This window comes from Sphingomonas sp. DMC6 (genome assembly GCF_056314225.1).
Genome location: NZ_JBQUYT010000002.1, coordinates 648,767 through 663,166, shown reverse-complemented (window position 1 = coordinate 663,166; position 14,400 = coordinate 648,767). Strand labels below are relative to the sequence as shown.

Here is a 14,400-nt window from a genome sequence, read left to right as displayed (position 1 = left end):
TTCAACGGAAGCGATACCCAAGCGTCAGCCGCCAGGTACGCGGCTCGCCGAGCGGGACATAGTTGGTGCCGGCGGTGACGCCGTAGTTCACGCGATCGAGGACATTGCGCACGCCGAAATTGACGTCCAGCTTGCCGATCGTGAGAAAGGTGTTGAGATCGACCTGGTTGGTGGGCCCGATCCACACCTTGCCGAGCTTGTCGACTGCTGCGCTCGACCGCCCATAGACGCCGGCCCCCACGCCCGCCGTCACGCCGTTGCCGACGCGGTGGTGGTAGGAAGTGTAGAGGCTGTACTGATCGCGGGGCGCCAGCGTGACCGTGTTGAAGCTCGGCTGGGGGACGAGATAGCTATATTCGGTGCGCGTGAAGCTGCTGCTCACCAGCCAGCCCTTCAGTACTTCGCCCGAGACGTTCAGGTCGACGCCTTCGCCCACCTGCCCTGGCAGTGCGATCGAAAAGCCGCGATGCTGCGGATCCGGCGCGCGCACATTGCTCTGACGGAGCTTGAAATAGGAAGCATTGATCAGCACCCGCTTGTGGAACAGGTCGAGCTTGAAGCCGCCTTCCGCATTGCGCGTACGGATGTCGGGCAGCAGGTTGACCCGCGTATAGTCGAACGTCAGGCTTGGCGAGAAACCATAAGCGAGCAGGCCATAGGCCGACAGGTTCTTCGTGATCTCCAGCACCGCGCCGAAGCTGGGCGTGGTCGCCCCGTTCGAATGGATGGTCGGCGCGGGCCGCCCCGGAATGATGCTGACTGCATCGGCATCGGTCTTGCGGACGCTTGCCATGAGCGCCAGCTTCCAGAATTTCGCCAGATACTGGGCATAGAAGCTGGTCTGGTTACCCGTCGCGCGATTGGCGAAAACATAATTGGTGGGAAGCGCCGGCAGCGTCGGCGTCCGCGTGAGGAAGTTGTACGGGATCATGGTTCCCGCAGGCGGCTGCTCGGCCGTGATGTCGTACTTGTAGTACATCGCGCCCACGACCAGCTTGTGCTGGATCGGCCCGGTCGTGACCTTGGCACGCAGATAGCCGTCGACCGCGTCGTTCCTGCTGATCTGGCTGACCCCGCTGGTCAACACCATCGCGACTCCTGCCGGATCGATCACTCCGAGCGGCGAATACTGGTTCAGGAACAACGTCGTCTTCTGGTGCTGGTAATGGGCCGAAGCCGTCAGCCATGAACCGATTTCCTGCTTGGCCTGCAGATCATAGGTCGTGCCCTGGATCTGCACATACTGGTCTCTGCCCCCGATAACCGGCTGGGAGGGATCGAGCGGATAGGGCTGGAGCGTCTTCGGGTTGAAGATCGTATAGGGCGTCATGCCCATGATCTGGTTGCCCAGCGTCACGCTGGCGATGATATCGGTATGCGCGTTCTTGAAGCGGAGGGAAGGCGCGAACAGATAATCGCCGTTGCCGCGATAGCCACCGGCATTGTGGTCGGCGTCCGCCGCCGTGGCGACGATGCGCGCGCTCAGATGCTTGTCGGCAGTGATCGCATCGTTGGCGTCGACGGTGATCCGTCCCGAGGTGAACGAACCGCCCTCGATTGAAACGTAGAGCCGTTCCTCGGCGCTCGGTTTCTTGGTGACGATGTTCACCGTACCGCCCAGGCTGTCGCCGCCCAGCAGGATCGCGTCGGGGCCCTTCAGCACCTCGAGCCGCTCGACATTTGCCAGGGGCTGGGTGCTGCCGGCCGCGAAGGTGCTGCTCGACGGCGTCGGCAGCCCGTTTACGGCGCCGCCGGTGGAAAAGCCGCGCACGCTGTACGAGGCGCCCCCCTGCACCGTCGCAGTGTTGACCGTCACCCCGCCGGCATTGCGCAGCGCGTCCGGCAGGCTCTGCGCCTGCTGCTCGGCCAGCAGCTTGGCCGAGATCACCTGCGTGTTGCGCGGCTGGTCGCGGAGCGATTCGCCGGTGCGGCTGGAGCTGGTTTCGCCGCGAACCAGCACATTGTCTTCCGCCTCGTCACGCTGGGCAACGACCAGCACCTCGTTGACGACGACGATCCGGCCATGGTCGGTCTCTACACCGACGGGCTTGCCGTGCGTTGCCTGGCGCACTGCGTCCAGCGCATCCTTTGCGTGCTTGACCGGATTGGAGGAAACGCCGGCGACAGCATCCGGATCGACATCGATCGTGGTGCCGGTCTGCTCCCGGATGCGCGCCAGGGCGTCCTTCAGCGGCATCGACGGCAGCGAAATCGCATGCTGCTGATCCTGCGCCATCGCAGCGATCGGGGTTATCAGGGCAATTGCTGCCGACGCCGTCGCAACCATGGCGACACCCGACAGGAAGATTCCGCGACTCGCGTTCATTTTTATCCCTCCCATTGCGTGCGACGCACAGACCCGGGCTGCGACCGGCAGCGGTCGCAGTTGCCCGACGGGTTGTCCGTGGCACGTTGATGCAGTGACGCGCCCTGGTAATGCAGGGCGACCGTTCATCGGCAGCGCGCACTGGCCCGCCGAAGGTTCTTCTGCGGGGTCGATGGCCATCGTCTTTTGCGGGATTTCCCCGTTGCGCTGGCTCGGCTCGACCGTGGGTTGAGACTGCGCGGAAGCCGGGAAGTCATCAAATTGTAAAATCTTATGTAGCCATCTGATTCCTGGATGCCACCGGACGGGCGATTGCCTGCCAGCCCCGCTTCAATTCCTCGACCAGCCACTTGATCATCGGCTCGCGCGCGCGATACGGTTGCCACTGTGCTACGGCCTGCGACGACAGCTTCAGGAACGGTAGTTCCGCGAGGCTCATCGACAGGTTGGCTGCATTGTGCTGCGCAAACCAGTCGCTGGTGGTCACCACCAGATCGGAGCCGAGTGCGAGGAGCGGCAGCATCGAATAGAGGCTGGTGCGCACAGCAACGGTCCGCCGGGCCAAGACGTGCTCTGGGCCATATTCGCCAAACATAGCCTTCTCGATTTCTTCGGAGACGGCCACGTGCTGCGCAGCAAGATACGCATCCTCCGACACGACCTGACCCGCAAAGGGGTGGCGGCTGCAAACCAGTCCGGTCAGCCGCTGGCGAAACAGGGGCTCTGCGCATAGCCCATCATCGACCATGGCCTCGGGTAAGATTGCAACATCGGCGCCCGAATCGAACAGGCGCCGCGCAGAACCGTGCACGAAGGGCAGCATCCTGATCTTGATACCCGGCGCCCTAGCGCGAATGTCGGGAATCACTCGGCCCAGAAACATTAGCTCGATGGCTTCGGGGGCGGTGATCGTCACGGTTTGGGTGGCCGTGGCCGGATCGAAATCGAGCGTCAGGTTGAACGTGTCGTCCACTTCGCGCAGCAGCCGTCCCGTGCGCGGCAGCAGCGCCTCGCCCAGCGCGGTCAGACGCCGGCGCTCGCCATAGACTACCAGTTCATCGCCGAAATGCTGGCGCAACTGACGCAGCTTCGCGCTCATGGCCGGCTGACTGAGCGCGATCGAATGGGCGGCGGCGGTAAGCGTATGCGACCGCAGCACCGCATCGAGCGCATAGAGCAGGTTGATGTTCAGGCGGCGCAGCCGGGGGCCCACCTGATGCGGGGCCGGGTTCTGGTCGGGAAGATTCAATGCGTTCTCCCTTTCGCCGGCATCGGTTCGTGCGGGACGGGCTATCGAGAAGCCATCGTGCAGCGCCTGGGCCTTCCCCGCAAGTCGTGGCGCCACGGGGCCTTGGCGGTACCAAAACTACCACCGCCCGGCGTACCCATTGCGAGGCGGTCCCCGCCGCCAGCTTGATGCTTGACGTCCGCCTGTTTATTGGCCCGTTTTGAGCGAGAGTTTTCCGGCCTTTGAAGCCTTTTGGCAAGGAGCTGGGACATGAAGAAATCGCGGTACACGGAAGAGCAGATTGCGTTTGCGCTGAAGCAGGCGGAGACGGGCACGCCGGTTGCCGAGGTGATCCGCCGGATGGGGATGGCGGAGCAGACCTTCTTCTCCGCCGTCGCTCTTGCTGCCACCTTCATTTTCTGGCTGTGATCAAGGAGTCCTGACCCTAGGGCTGGGACCCATTAACGGGATTCCGTCGGCGTGAGAAATGTGATTCGCCCTCCCCGTTTATGTGGAGGTTGAGTTGCCGGGATAGTTCTGGCTGAGTGACGAGCAGTGGGAACGGCTACAGCCGCTGCTGCCCAACAAGCCGAGAAGTGTGCCGCGGGTGGACGACCGTCGCGTAATCAGAGGCATCGTCCACGTGCTGCAGGCGGGCTGCCGCTGGAAGGATGCGTCAAGCGCGTACGGTCCCTACAAGACGCTGTACAATCGACATAAACGCTGGTCGGAAAAGGGCGTGTGGCAGGCAGTGTTCGAAGCGCTCGCCGCTGCCGGCGGACCACCGGCCGAAGTGCTGATCGACAGCACGCATGTGAAAGCCCATCGGTCGGCAGCAGGCGGAAAAGGGGGGGGCGTGCCCAGGTGATCGGCATCAGCTGCGGCGGGCGCAACACCAAGATCCACGCCATTGCCAACGCCCAAGGCGAGCTGCTCGCCTTCCACCTGACGCCGGGTCAGGTTGCGGACTGTCGAGCGGCCGAAGCATTGCTGGGCAGCCTGCCAACGCGCTGCATCGTCCATGCGGACCGCGCCTATGACACCAACCGCATCCGCGACCTGATTGAGCAACAGGGTGCCGTTCCCAACATCCTGCCAGGCCAATCGACGCTGGAAAAGCTGTTTCAGCCGCAGCCTCTACAAGGGGCGCAATGCCATCGAGCACATGTTCTGCCGCCTCAAGGACTGCCGACGCCTCGCTACGCACTATGACCGCACCGCCGCCGTCTTCCTCGGCAACATCCATCTCGCCGCCCGCGTCATGTGGTTTTTGTGAGTCCCAGCCTTAGGAAGGAATATGCTATCACAGTGATTTGGCGCGCCAAAAATTTCCGGGGCACGCGACGGGGCAATTCTCCGGAAACCTTCGTCTTCTCCGCCGGATTTACAAGGGGAAGCGCTTGTGAGTTCGAAGTCGTGTGCGCCACGGATGCTTCGGGATCCGTCCGCAGAATTCCGTCGATGGGGCCAGCAACCTCTGGCAATGGCCGGGCTTGGCGGGCCGTTCGGGCCTGCCCCGCCAAACCCGGCATGGCTTTCAGATCTTCGCCCCCAAGGTGAGGCCGACGGTGCGCGGCTCGGCCATGGGCGAGTAGGTGCCATAGGCCGAAGACCCGGTGTAATGCAGGCGATAGCGGTGATCGGTGAGGTTGTTCGACCACACGCGACCATAGAAATGGCCGCTGGGATCGGTCCATGTCACCGATGCATTCAACAGTGCGAAGCCCGCCTGGGTGAAGCGTTGCTCGCGCTGGCGATCGACAGGCACGCCCGGATTGGCACCCCAGACCGACGGGTTGGTCAGCACGTAGCGGCTTGTGTAGCGGAGATTGGCCGCCAAGCGCAGTCCACCGTCCCGGACCGGGATATCGTAGTCTGCGCCCACGGTTCCGGTGAAATCGGGCGCACGTGCCATTGGCAGACCCGAAAGATTTTGGTCCTGGGTTATGTTGAGATAGGTCTTGAGCGGGTCGGCGTTACGCGTGAGGCTGATGCCGCCGCCCGGCCCCGCATTGGCGACGCCGAGGCCGCTCAGGATGAAGTTATCACCGTAGCGCGCATGCAGCCAGGTTGCGCTGGCGCGAAGCGTGAGATGGTCGATCGGCTCGACTTCTGCATTGCCTTCGATGCCGTAAATCCGTGCCTTGGGGGCGTTGGCGAGCACCACGACCGGTGCGCCGTTGAACACCTGCGTCTGTCCGACCTGCAAGTTGCGATAATTGTAATGGAAGCCGGCGAGTTCGAAGCGGGCATGCGATCGAACCGTCTTCAGGCCGGCCTCGAAGGCCGAGATTGTTTCCTCCTTCACCGGGAAAAAACATTGCGGTGTCGTCAGCACGCATGCGGGCTGCGCACTGTCGAAGCCGCCGCTTTTGAAGCCTTGCGAATAGCTAGCATAGACGTTGGAGCGCGGCGCGAAGGCATAGCGGATCGTCGCCCGCGGTGTGAACCGGTGGAACGTGACGGATGCGTCCCGTTGCGGACGGGCCAGTGCCGGCGTTGCAGACACGGTGCGTAACGAAACGTCCTGCGTCTCCGAATTATATCGCCCGCCGAACGCCAGCGTCCATTTGTCCAGCGGCTGTATCGTTGCTTCCGCGAATGCACCCCATGCGCGCTTCTTGCCCAGGAACGGTGCCAGCGACGTCTGTACATACTCGCTCAGGCCCAGCGGCGTCTGCGCCGATACGGAGGTGTCGCGACCGCGCAAATTCTCCAGCGTTTGGTCCAGGCGGTCGTTGAAATAGGTTCCGCCGACCAGCAGATCGAACCCGTGGCGAACCTTGATTGCGTAATCCAATGATTGCTGGAACGTCTTCTCTTGTTGATCCTTGATCGTCAGCGTCAGCGGCGCGTAGGTGCCGTCAAAGTCCAGCAGGTTGTGCGCGTTGATGCTCGAATATCCGGTCACCGATCGCAGCAGGCCGATGCCGGTGTCCAACTGCCAGCTCAGTCCGATCTCGTTCTGGCGCGAGCGCAGCACCGCCTGCGGGTCATATGCCCCGACGCCGAGCTGCGTGGGCCGGGTAGCGGCTGCGGGATAGTTGGCGAAGAGGAGTGCCGTGTTCTCGATCGGACTGTAGATATTCATCCGCTCGTCGCGCACGCGGGCATAGGAATAGAACAAGTTCGCAGAAAACGCGCCGCCTGCATCGTACCGCAGCTTGACCCGCGCCAGGTCCTGCTCGAGGGGCGCCGCGTTGCCATCGGTCGCGCCCGGGGTGGTACGGCTGGCCAGCTTCACATACCCGTCGCTGCGGCGGCTATAGCCGGCCAGGCTGATGCCGATGCTATTGGTGACGGGCCCCGCGACATATCCGCTGGCGCGCCGATCATTGAAGCTGGCATAGGTCAGCTCGCCGCGCCCCTTCCAGTCGCGCCCTGGGTTGATCGTGTTCAGCAGCATGGCGCCGCCCGTCGCGTTGCGGCCGTACAGCGTGCCCTGGGGGCCCTTCAGTACCTCCACCTCGCTGATGTTGGGAATGTCGATGTTGAGCGAGATCGGCAGTGGCTGGTACAGCCCGTCGATGTACACCGCCACGTTGTTCTCGAAACTGCCGGTCAGCGTCGTCGTGATGCCGCGGATCGCCGGCTGGGTGCTCACGCCCGCGTTGCCGAGCTGATAGCCGGACGTCACGTTCGCCAGATCCCGCAAGTTGGAAACGCCGGCTGCCGCGAGCCGATCGGAGGTCAGGACCGCCACCGATAGCGGGACATCTTCCAGCCGCTCGGTCCGCTTCTGCGCTGTCACGACAATTTCATCGGTTGCGGTCTGGGCTTGCTGCGCGCCATCGGCGGCCCCTGCAGCGGAAGACTCCTGCGTTGGCGAAGCCGGCGCTGTACGGACACTCGTAGCCTGTGCCTGTGCCGCGAACGGAACAAGGCCGCTTCCGGCTGCCGAAAGAAGCAACGCGAATCGTGATGCCATCTCGCACCCCCTCCATGATTGGTTTGAGGGCGGATCTCCGTCCGCCTCAGCTACGGGGTGCAACGACGCATTCGGCGTAACAATAGTGGGCGCGGTGTGATCACGCTTGTGATCGAGATGTGCGCGCAGACGGCGGGACCTACCCGATGCGCTATTTGCGCGGCGCAGGCGAGGGTCGCGCGCGCCGCACATCCATGATGTCCGTTCTTCCTACGTTGCCCGCGCACGCCGCATCTGTTTCGGTGTCGGCGCTGCATCGTCGATGCGATGTCGATGCATCGTGCGGGGGTAACCATTCAAGGGCAGGCGCATGTCCACGCAACACGATCCCTTCGCACTGCCTGTTCGTGGTGGTTGCGCACTGGCGCTGCCTGGCGGGAGGTTGGAAGTTCGGGCTGAAGGGGACAAGCCGCGACCACGGCACGGCGCGGCCTGCCGGGCGTGACGGTGCTGCGTCAGGCGCTGTACCGTTGCGAGCGGGAGGCCTTCCTGCCCAATCCGCCAGCGCAGGGGCCTTGGCATCCGGATCACCAGAACGGGGCCGCCTTCGCAGGGTTGCTTGCGCACCTGGCCGAGAAGCAATGCGGGAACGGCATGATGATCGCGCAATTGTCGATCGCCATCCTGAGTCCGGGCCGGATGGAGGCGATGACGGCCTCCTATCGCCAGATCCGCACCGGTTCTCGACTTGCGATCAACGAAGTCGCGCTGGTGCAGCATGGGCGCCCCTTCGCGACTGCGACGGTCGTTTCTACAAGACTGGCGGAAACGCCGGACTATGGCGTTCCGGCCACGCCTCGGTCGCCGCGCTCGACAACGCCATGGCAACCGATCGCGGCAGGTCCGATGGCTACCTGCGCCGAGGCGTATTTGCTCGAGGAGATCCCGTCGGCGCCCGGGCGCGGCGCCGGCTGGGCGCGCATGACCGGCGACATCGTGGCGGGGGTACGGGCATCGGCCTTGAGCCAGGCGGCTGTCCTTTCCGACTTCGCCAGCGGATTGGCGGCGGGCGTGAACAAACGCGAATGGTCGTACGCCAATGTCAGTCTGAACCTCATGCTGTTGCGTCCACCGCTGCCGGGCTGGCACCTGCTGGAGGCGGAATCCTGCAGCGCGGGGCGGGGCGCCGCGATGACGGCCCTTGCCCTGTATGACGACGCCGGTCTGTACGGGCGGTCCGGGCAGACGCTGTTCATCGATCGCCGATCGGCCGACCGCTGATGCTCGGAGCGGGCGGGGTTGCGGGGCCACGAAATCACGGATGTGGTGCCATATCGTTGCCTCTGGTGGCGGGCGGGGTCCGGCTGTTACCCGTCGATCCGCGGCCGAAACAGGGCGCGCGCTTCGGCGACGAGGCAGCGACGCAACCATGCCGCCGAGGGAGGATCGCATGTTGGCTATTGCGCGATGGGTCATCCGAACGTGCCGCAGCGCGCATGCCGGCGCGACCGATCCTGCAAGGATGTTCGACGTGAGCGCCGTCCATGGAAAGTGAAGCGCCCTATCCGCGCTTTGCGGGTGTATATCGCGGCTGGGCGGTCCTGGCATTCTGCGTACTGATGCTGTGCGTGAGCACGGGGCCGGTATATTATTCCTTTGGCCTGTTCGCGATGCCGTTCGCACATAGCTTCGGCGCACCCCGAACGCTGATCAGCCTGGGGCTGACCCTGACCATGCTGATGAGCAGCCTTGGTTCTGGCCCGATAGGCTGGCTGGCGGATCGCTATCCCTTGCGCCCCTTGTTGCTCTGCGGCGCGGTCGGCACAGCAACCGGATTGGCGCTGGTGTCGCTGACCACCTCGATGTGGCAGGTCGTGCTGCTCTACGGCACGTTGATCGCCGCCGCCGATACCTTGCTGGGCGTGATGTTCGCGAACCTGCTGCTGTCGAAATGGTTTGACCGTCGTCGCGGACTCGTCATCGGATTGGCGGCGCTCGGTGCTTCGAGTGGGTCCATCCTCTATCCGCCGCTTACCGGCTTTCTCATCGAACACTATGGCTGGCGCGCAAGTTATCTTGGCCTTGCGTCGAGCGTGCTGGCGCTTGCCGTCCCGGTGTGGTTCTTCGCGACGACGCCCCGGAACGGCATGCCGGCGATCGAACGAATGCCGTCCGCACCGCGGGCAGACTCGCGGACTGGGGCGATGGCAATCCTGGCGGTACGGGAATTCTGGATCCTGGCGGTGGCGGTAGGCCTGCTCGCCGCCGTCAACACGGGCGTCATCATCTCGCTGGTGCCCTTTGCGATCTCGCGCGGCACCTCCACGGTCGATGCGGCGACGCTGATGTCCATTTTCGGCGCAGGCGCGGTGGTCGGCAAGTTGCTGGCCAGCATGATCGCCGACCGTGTCGATTTGCGCTGGGCGTTGCGCGGGGCGATCCTGTTGTGTTCGCTCGCACTGGGGCTGCTCGGCCTTGTGCGCGGCGGGTTCGGATTATGGGCGATATGCGCCACACTGATCGGCCTGAGCATGGGCGGGCAACTGCCATTATGGGGGGCGATAACCGCGCGTCTGTTCGAGCAGCGCGTGTATGGGCGTGCGCTCGGCCTGTCGCGCATGGCGATGACGCCCTTGACCTTCACCTTGCCGCTCCTGGCGGGCTGGATCTTCGATCGCACCGGTGCGTATGAGTGGATCTGGCGGACCTATGCGATGATCGGCGCCGTCGTGCTAATCGCCACCTTGAGCATGCGGGCCATCCCTCGTTTCGCCGCCTCGATACGCAAGGCGTAGTCAAGACTGCCAGCCTGCCATCGCCAGCGGGGCGCACCAGGCACGATCGGTGGCCCGTCTCCCGGCGGCACGCCCGGTCAGCGTGCCGCCTCTCGAGCAGCGGAATCAGAGTCGCTGGATCACCATGGCGATTCCCTGTCCGCCGCCGATGCACATCGTGATCAGGCCGAGCCTGCCGCCGCTGCGTTCCAGTTCATAGAGCGTCTTGACCGTCAGGATGGCGCCGGTTGCCCCCACGGGATGGCCGAGCGCGATGCCCGAGCCGTTGATGTTCGTGCGGGCCGGATCGAAGCCGAGCTGGGACGCGACCGCGCACGCCTGGGCTGCGAAGGCTTCGTTGGATTCGATCACGTCGATGGCGTCGAGCGCCACGCCCGCCCGCGCCAGGGCGATCGGCACCGCCTGCACCGGCCCCAGCCCCATGACGCTGGGTTCGACGCCGGCATGGCCCCAGCCGAGAATGCGCGCCCAGGGCTGGAGGCCCAGCCGATCGGCGGCAGCGCGCGAGGCGAGCACGACGGCCGCTGCGCCATCGTTGATGCCGGAGGCGTTGCCGGCAGTCACGCTGCCGTCCTTGCGGAACACCGGGCGCAGCCGGGCGAGATCCTCCAGCGAGGTGTCGCCGCGGACATGCTCGTCCGTGTCGAACAGCGTCGTCTCGCCGCGCCGGCGGACCGGTACCGGCACGATCTGCGTGGCGAAGCGCCCCTCGGCGATGGCGTGTGCGGCGCGCCGGTGGCTCTCGATCGCCAGCGCGTCCTGCGCCTCGCGCGCGATGCCGCATTGCACGGCGACGTTTTCCGCGGTCACGCCCATGTGCGATCCCTCGAACGGGTCCGAGAGCGAGCGCGTCAGTGCGTCGAGCATCGCCGCGTCGCCCATTTTGCGGCCGAACCGCAGGTCCGTCACATAAAAGGGCGCCTGGCTCATATTCTCCGCGCCGCCGCCGACGGCGACTTCATATTCGCCCAGCAGGATTCCCTGGGCCGCGGAGACGATCGCCTGCAGGCCCGAGCCGCACAGGCGATTTACCGTCAGCGCGGGGGTGGTTACCGGCACGCCGGCGTTTACCGCGGCGACCCGCGCGATATAGGCGTCGGCGGGCGTGGAGGGAATGACGTTGCCCAGCACGACGTGCCCGACCGTTTCCGGCGCGAGACTGGCGCGCGCCAGCGCCTCGCGGATGACGATTTCGCCGAGCGTGGCGGCCGAGACGTCCTTCAGCGATCCGCCGAAGCTTCCTACCGCAGTCCGCGCACCAGAAATCAAGAAAACATCGCTCATCGTCACGAACTCCCGCATCTGCCGATCGCGCCGAACTGCGCCCGTCGGCCTGGTCCTGCTCGGCACGAGGTCCGCACGCAGGGAGAGCGAGGTCGATGCGCAGCGCCGGGCTGTCATGGCCGGCTATTCCTTCCAAGGGAGGTTCCGGCAATGGAAGCACCTGCGCCATCACGCTTGTGAAGGATCTGCCGCGAGCCGGGTCCGTACGGGTAATCCCGGCTTTCCGGATCGCCCGGGGCGACTCATGGAAGCGGCGGATCAGGCCACGATCGGGCGGTTATGCCGGCGGGGCTTGGCACGCGCAGCGGGCATCACATATGTGGAGGCGGTGATGCTGCTGTCCCCGGGGGCGCATGGGGAACGTGCATTGCTTGCAGCAAAAGGGGTGTAATGGATGGAAGCCAGATCGAAATTGCGATCGGGGCGGATAGGTGCGGAAGAGGCAAAGCGCCGCCGATCCCTTTTGTTGAAAATATCCTACGCCGAATTTCTTCAGCATGGATTTGCCGGTGCCAATCTTGACCGGATTGCTTCCGAGTGCGGAATTAGCAAGATGACGATCTATCGGCAGATCGGGGACAAGGAATCGCTATTCAACCTTGCCTTATCCGAATCTGTTGTTCAGATCACTTCCATCTACCAGAAAATAATCGATGAGGGTGATTCTCCGCAAGAAACCATTCGGAAAATCGCACAAATTGGCCGCGAGACCTCCTCTGGTGAGGTAATGGAGATGCTGCGGCTCGGAATCGCTGAGGCTCGCCGGTTTCCGGGTTTACCGAAAAAAATGCTGGAGCGGGTAGAGTCGGTCATGCAGCCAATCGCACTTTACTTGCAGCATGTTACCCCCGTGCCGATTTCGTTCGAGCATGCGATGCGGCATGCGAAGCTATTAATGACGATGACTACCGGCGGATTTCTGAAATTGCTGGGGTCGCCCGAGGCGGATACGTTCGAATGGGCCGATGATGCGGCCAAATTATTCCTCGCGGGCGCTGGAATCGCGAGCGTGCCCGCAAGCTGATGCGCCTCTGCACGATGCCCGACCCTTGCCTCGTTCGCTAATTGATACTAACAAGTATCGTAACAAGAAATCGAAACGTGAGGCGAGGGTGTGATGGGCGTGGTCCAGGACCGGGTGCATGTGCCGGCCGTCGTGCCAGCGAATGAAAGCGTAGTGCGCAAGATCTTTGTGCGCCCACGCATCGGTGCTTCTTTTCCAATGCCTTCGACACTCCCCGGCGAGCGAACCGCATATTCTTGATTGCATGATGCAATTGCCGGCGAACCGCGTTTCGTCTGTACCGTGCAGCCGCGACTAGGGCCGATGCGACGCCCACGCTGACCGCAGGACGGGAGAGGAAGAGGGCGGAAGCGCCTCCTTTCAGCGACGTCGCGCGACATGACTGGAGCCGAGTGTCGGCCATCCAACCAATTTTTCGAACCTGAACCGCCTGGTCAGCGCGTGGCTGGGCAGATGGGAGTTTGCATGTCTGATTTTCCGATGCTGATCGACGGCGCCCTGGTTGCCGGGGCCGCCGACCTTCCCGTGTTGAACCCGGCGACCGAACAAGTGGTGGCGGCGGCGGCGCGGGCGGATACCGCACAGATCGGTGCCGCGGTCGCCGCCGCGAAGCGGGCGTTCCCGGCATGGGCCGCCCGTTCCTTTGCCGAACGTGCAGCCGTGATCACCGCGATTGCGGATGCGATCGAGGCCGGCCGCGACGAACTGGCGAGGCTGCTCACGCTCGAGCAGGGCAAGCCGATCCCGCAGGCGCAATGGGAAGTCGCAGGTGCGGTCGGCATGCTGCGCTATTATGCCAGCGTGGAATTGCCCGTGGAGGAAATCGAGGACGGGCCGCAGCGCCGTGTCGAGATTCACCGGCGCCCGCTCGGTGTGGTCGCGGCGATCGTCCCGTGGAACTTCCCGTTGGTGATGGTCGCCACCAAGATCGGCGCGGCGCTGATCACCGGCAACACCGTGGTCGCCAAGCCCGCTGCGACGACGCCCCTGACCACCCTGAGGCTGGGGGCGCTGGTGTGGGATCTGGTGCCCGCCGGCGTGCTCAACATTGTGGCCGATGCCAATGATCTGGGCAATGTCCTGACCGGCCATCCGGACGTGCGCAAAATCTCCTTCACCGGCTCTTCGGCAACCGGCCGCAAGGTCATGGCGACCGCCGCCGACGACCTGAAGCGGATCACCCTGGAACTGGGCGGCAACGACGCCGCGATCGTGTTGAACGATGTCGAGCCCGACAAGGTCGTGCCGGCGCTGTTCCAGAGCGCGTTCATCAACAGCGGCCAGGTGTGCAGCGCGATCAAGCGCGTGTACGTGGAAAGTGAAGCGTACGACGCGATCGTCGATGGCCTGGCGGCGCTTGCCCGCGACGCGGTGGTCGGCAACGGGCTCGAACAGGGCGTCCAGTTCGGGCCGGTGCAGAATCGGGACCAGTATCGCCGCGTACGCGCGCTGCTCGACGACGCGCGCGAGCAGGGTACCGTGGTCGCCGGCGGTGACGTTCCCGAAGGGCCTGGCTATTTCATCCCCCTGACGGTGGTTCGCGACATCGAGGATGGCGCGCGCCTCGTCGACGAGGAGCAGTTCGGCCCGGTGCTGCCGGTCATCCGGGTACAGGATGCGGAAGACGCGCTGCGCCGCGCCAACGCCTCTCCCTACGGCCTGGGCGGATCTGTCTGGTCCTCCGATCCCAAGCGGGCGGCCGCCATCGCGGCGCGGCTGGATAGCGGCACTGCCTGGGTCAACAAGCATCTAGACTATGGCCCCACCGTCCAGTTCGGCGGCGCCAAGGCCTCGGGAATAGGCGTCGAATTCGGCGTCGAGGGGCTGCGCGAATTCACCCAGGCGCATGTCGTGAACATCGCGAAATGACAATCG

Annotated in this window: 8 protein-coding genes and 2 pseudogenes; 6 read left to right on the top strand and 4 right to left on the bottom strand. The window is 64.3% G+C overall.

Annotation, left to right across the window (positions count from 1 at the left end; genetic code table 11):
* Position 1: 1 nt before the first annotated feature.
* Entirely contained in the window at positions 2 to 2,326 is a 2,325-nt protein-coding gene (locus tag ACT53M_RS06985) for a TonB-dependent siderophore receptor (protein WP_476229111.1), read from the bottom strand.
* A gap of 271 nt (positions 2,327 to 2,597) precedes the next feature.
* Positions 2,598 to 3,575 (bottom strand): LysR substrate-binding domain-containing protein, encoded by a 978-nt coding sequence (locus ACT53M_RS06980; RefSeq protein WP_476232312.1) that lies wholly within the window; start codon positions 3,573 to 3,575, stop codon positions 2,598 to 2,600.
* 249 nt (positions 3,576 to 3,824) lie between these two features.
* Between ACT53M_RS06980 and ACT53M_RS06975 the strand changes: the two are divergent.
* Positions 3,825 to 3,944, top strand: a pseudogene (locus tag ACT53M_RS06975) (transposase); the annotation flags it as partial.
* Positions 3,945 to 4,095: 151 nt separating this feature from the next.
* Positions 4,096 to 4,830 (top strand): annotated as a pseudogene (locus tag ACT53M_RS06970) (IS5 family transposase).
* A 261-nt stretch (positions 4,831 to 5,091) separates the two neighbouring features.
* Here ACT53M_RS06970 and ACT53M_RS06965 read toward each other — a convergent pair.
* Positions 5,092 to 7,674, bottom strand: a complete 2,583-nt coding sequence (locus tag ACT53M_RS06965) for a TonB-dependent receptor (RefSeq protein WP_476232311.1) — start codon at positions 7,672 to 7,674, stop codon at positions 5,092 to 5,094.
* Between the two features lie 249 nt (positions 7,675 to 7,923).
* On the opposite strand from ACT53M_RS06965, the gene ACT53M_RS06960 reads away from it, so the two are divergent.
* Positions 7,924 to 8,703, top strand: a complete 780-nt coding sequence (locus ACT53M_RS06960) for a thioesterase family protein (protein WP_476232309.1) — start codon at positions 7,924 to 7,926, stop codon at positions 8,701 to 8,703.
* Positions 8,704 to 8,966: 263 nt separating this feature from the next.
* The gene (locus ACT53M_RS06955) at positions 8,967 to 10,217 is read left to right on the top strand and encodes an MFS transporter (protein WP_476232308.1); all 1,251 of its coding nucleotides are present in this window, start codon (positions 8,967 to 8,969) and stop codon (positions 10,215 to 10,217) included.
* Between the two features lie 105 nt (positions 10,218 to 10,322).
* Here ACT53M_RS06955 and bktB read toward each other — a convergent pair whose 3' ends face one another.
* Positions 10,323 to 11,501: a beta-ketothiolase BktB gene (bktB, locus tag ACT53M_RS06950; protein ID WP_476232306.1), complete on the bottom strand. Its 1,179-nt coding sequence runs from the start codon at positions 11,499 to 11,501 to the stop codon at positions 10,323 to 10,325.
* A gap of 394 nt (positions 11,502 to 11,895) precedes the next feature.
* Between bktB and ACT53M_RS06945 the strand changes: the two genes are divergently transcribed.
* Positions 11,896 to 12,525 (top strand): TetR/AcrR family transcriptional regulator, encoded by a 630-nt coding sequence (locus tag ACT53M_RS06945; RefSeq protein ID WP_476232305.1) that lies wholly within the window; start codon positions 11,896 to 11,898, stop codon positions 12,523 to 12,525.
* A 465-nt stretch (positions 12,526 to 12,990) separates the two neighbouring features.
* Positions 12,991 to 14,394 carry an aldehyde dehydrogenase family protein gene (locus ACT53M_RS06940; RefSeq protein WP_476232304.1) on the top strand — a complete coding sequence of 468 codons (1,404 nt, stop codon included), beginning with the start codon at positions 12,991 to 12,993 and terminating at the stop codon, positions 14,392 to 14,394.
* Positions 14,395 to 14,400 lie beyond the last annotated feature (6 nt).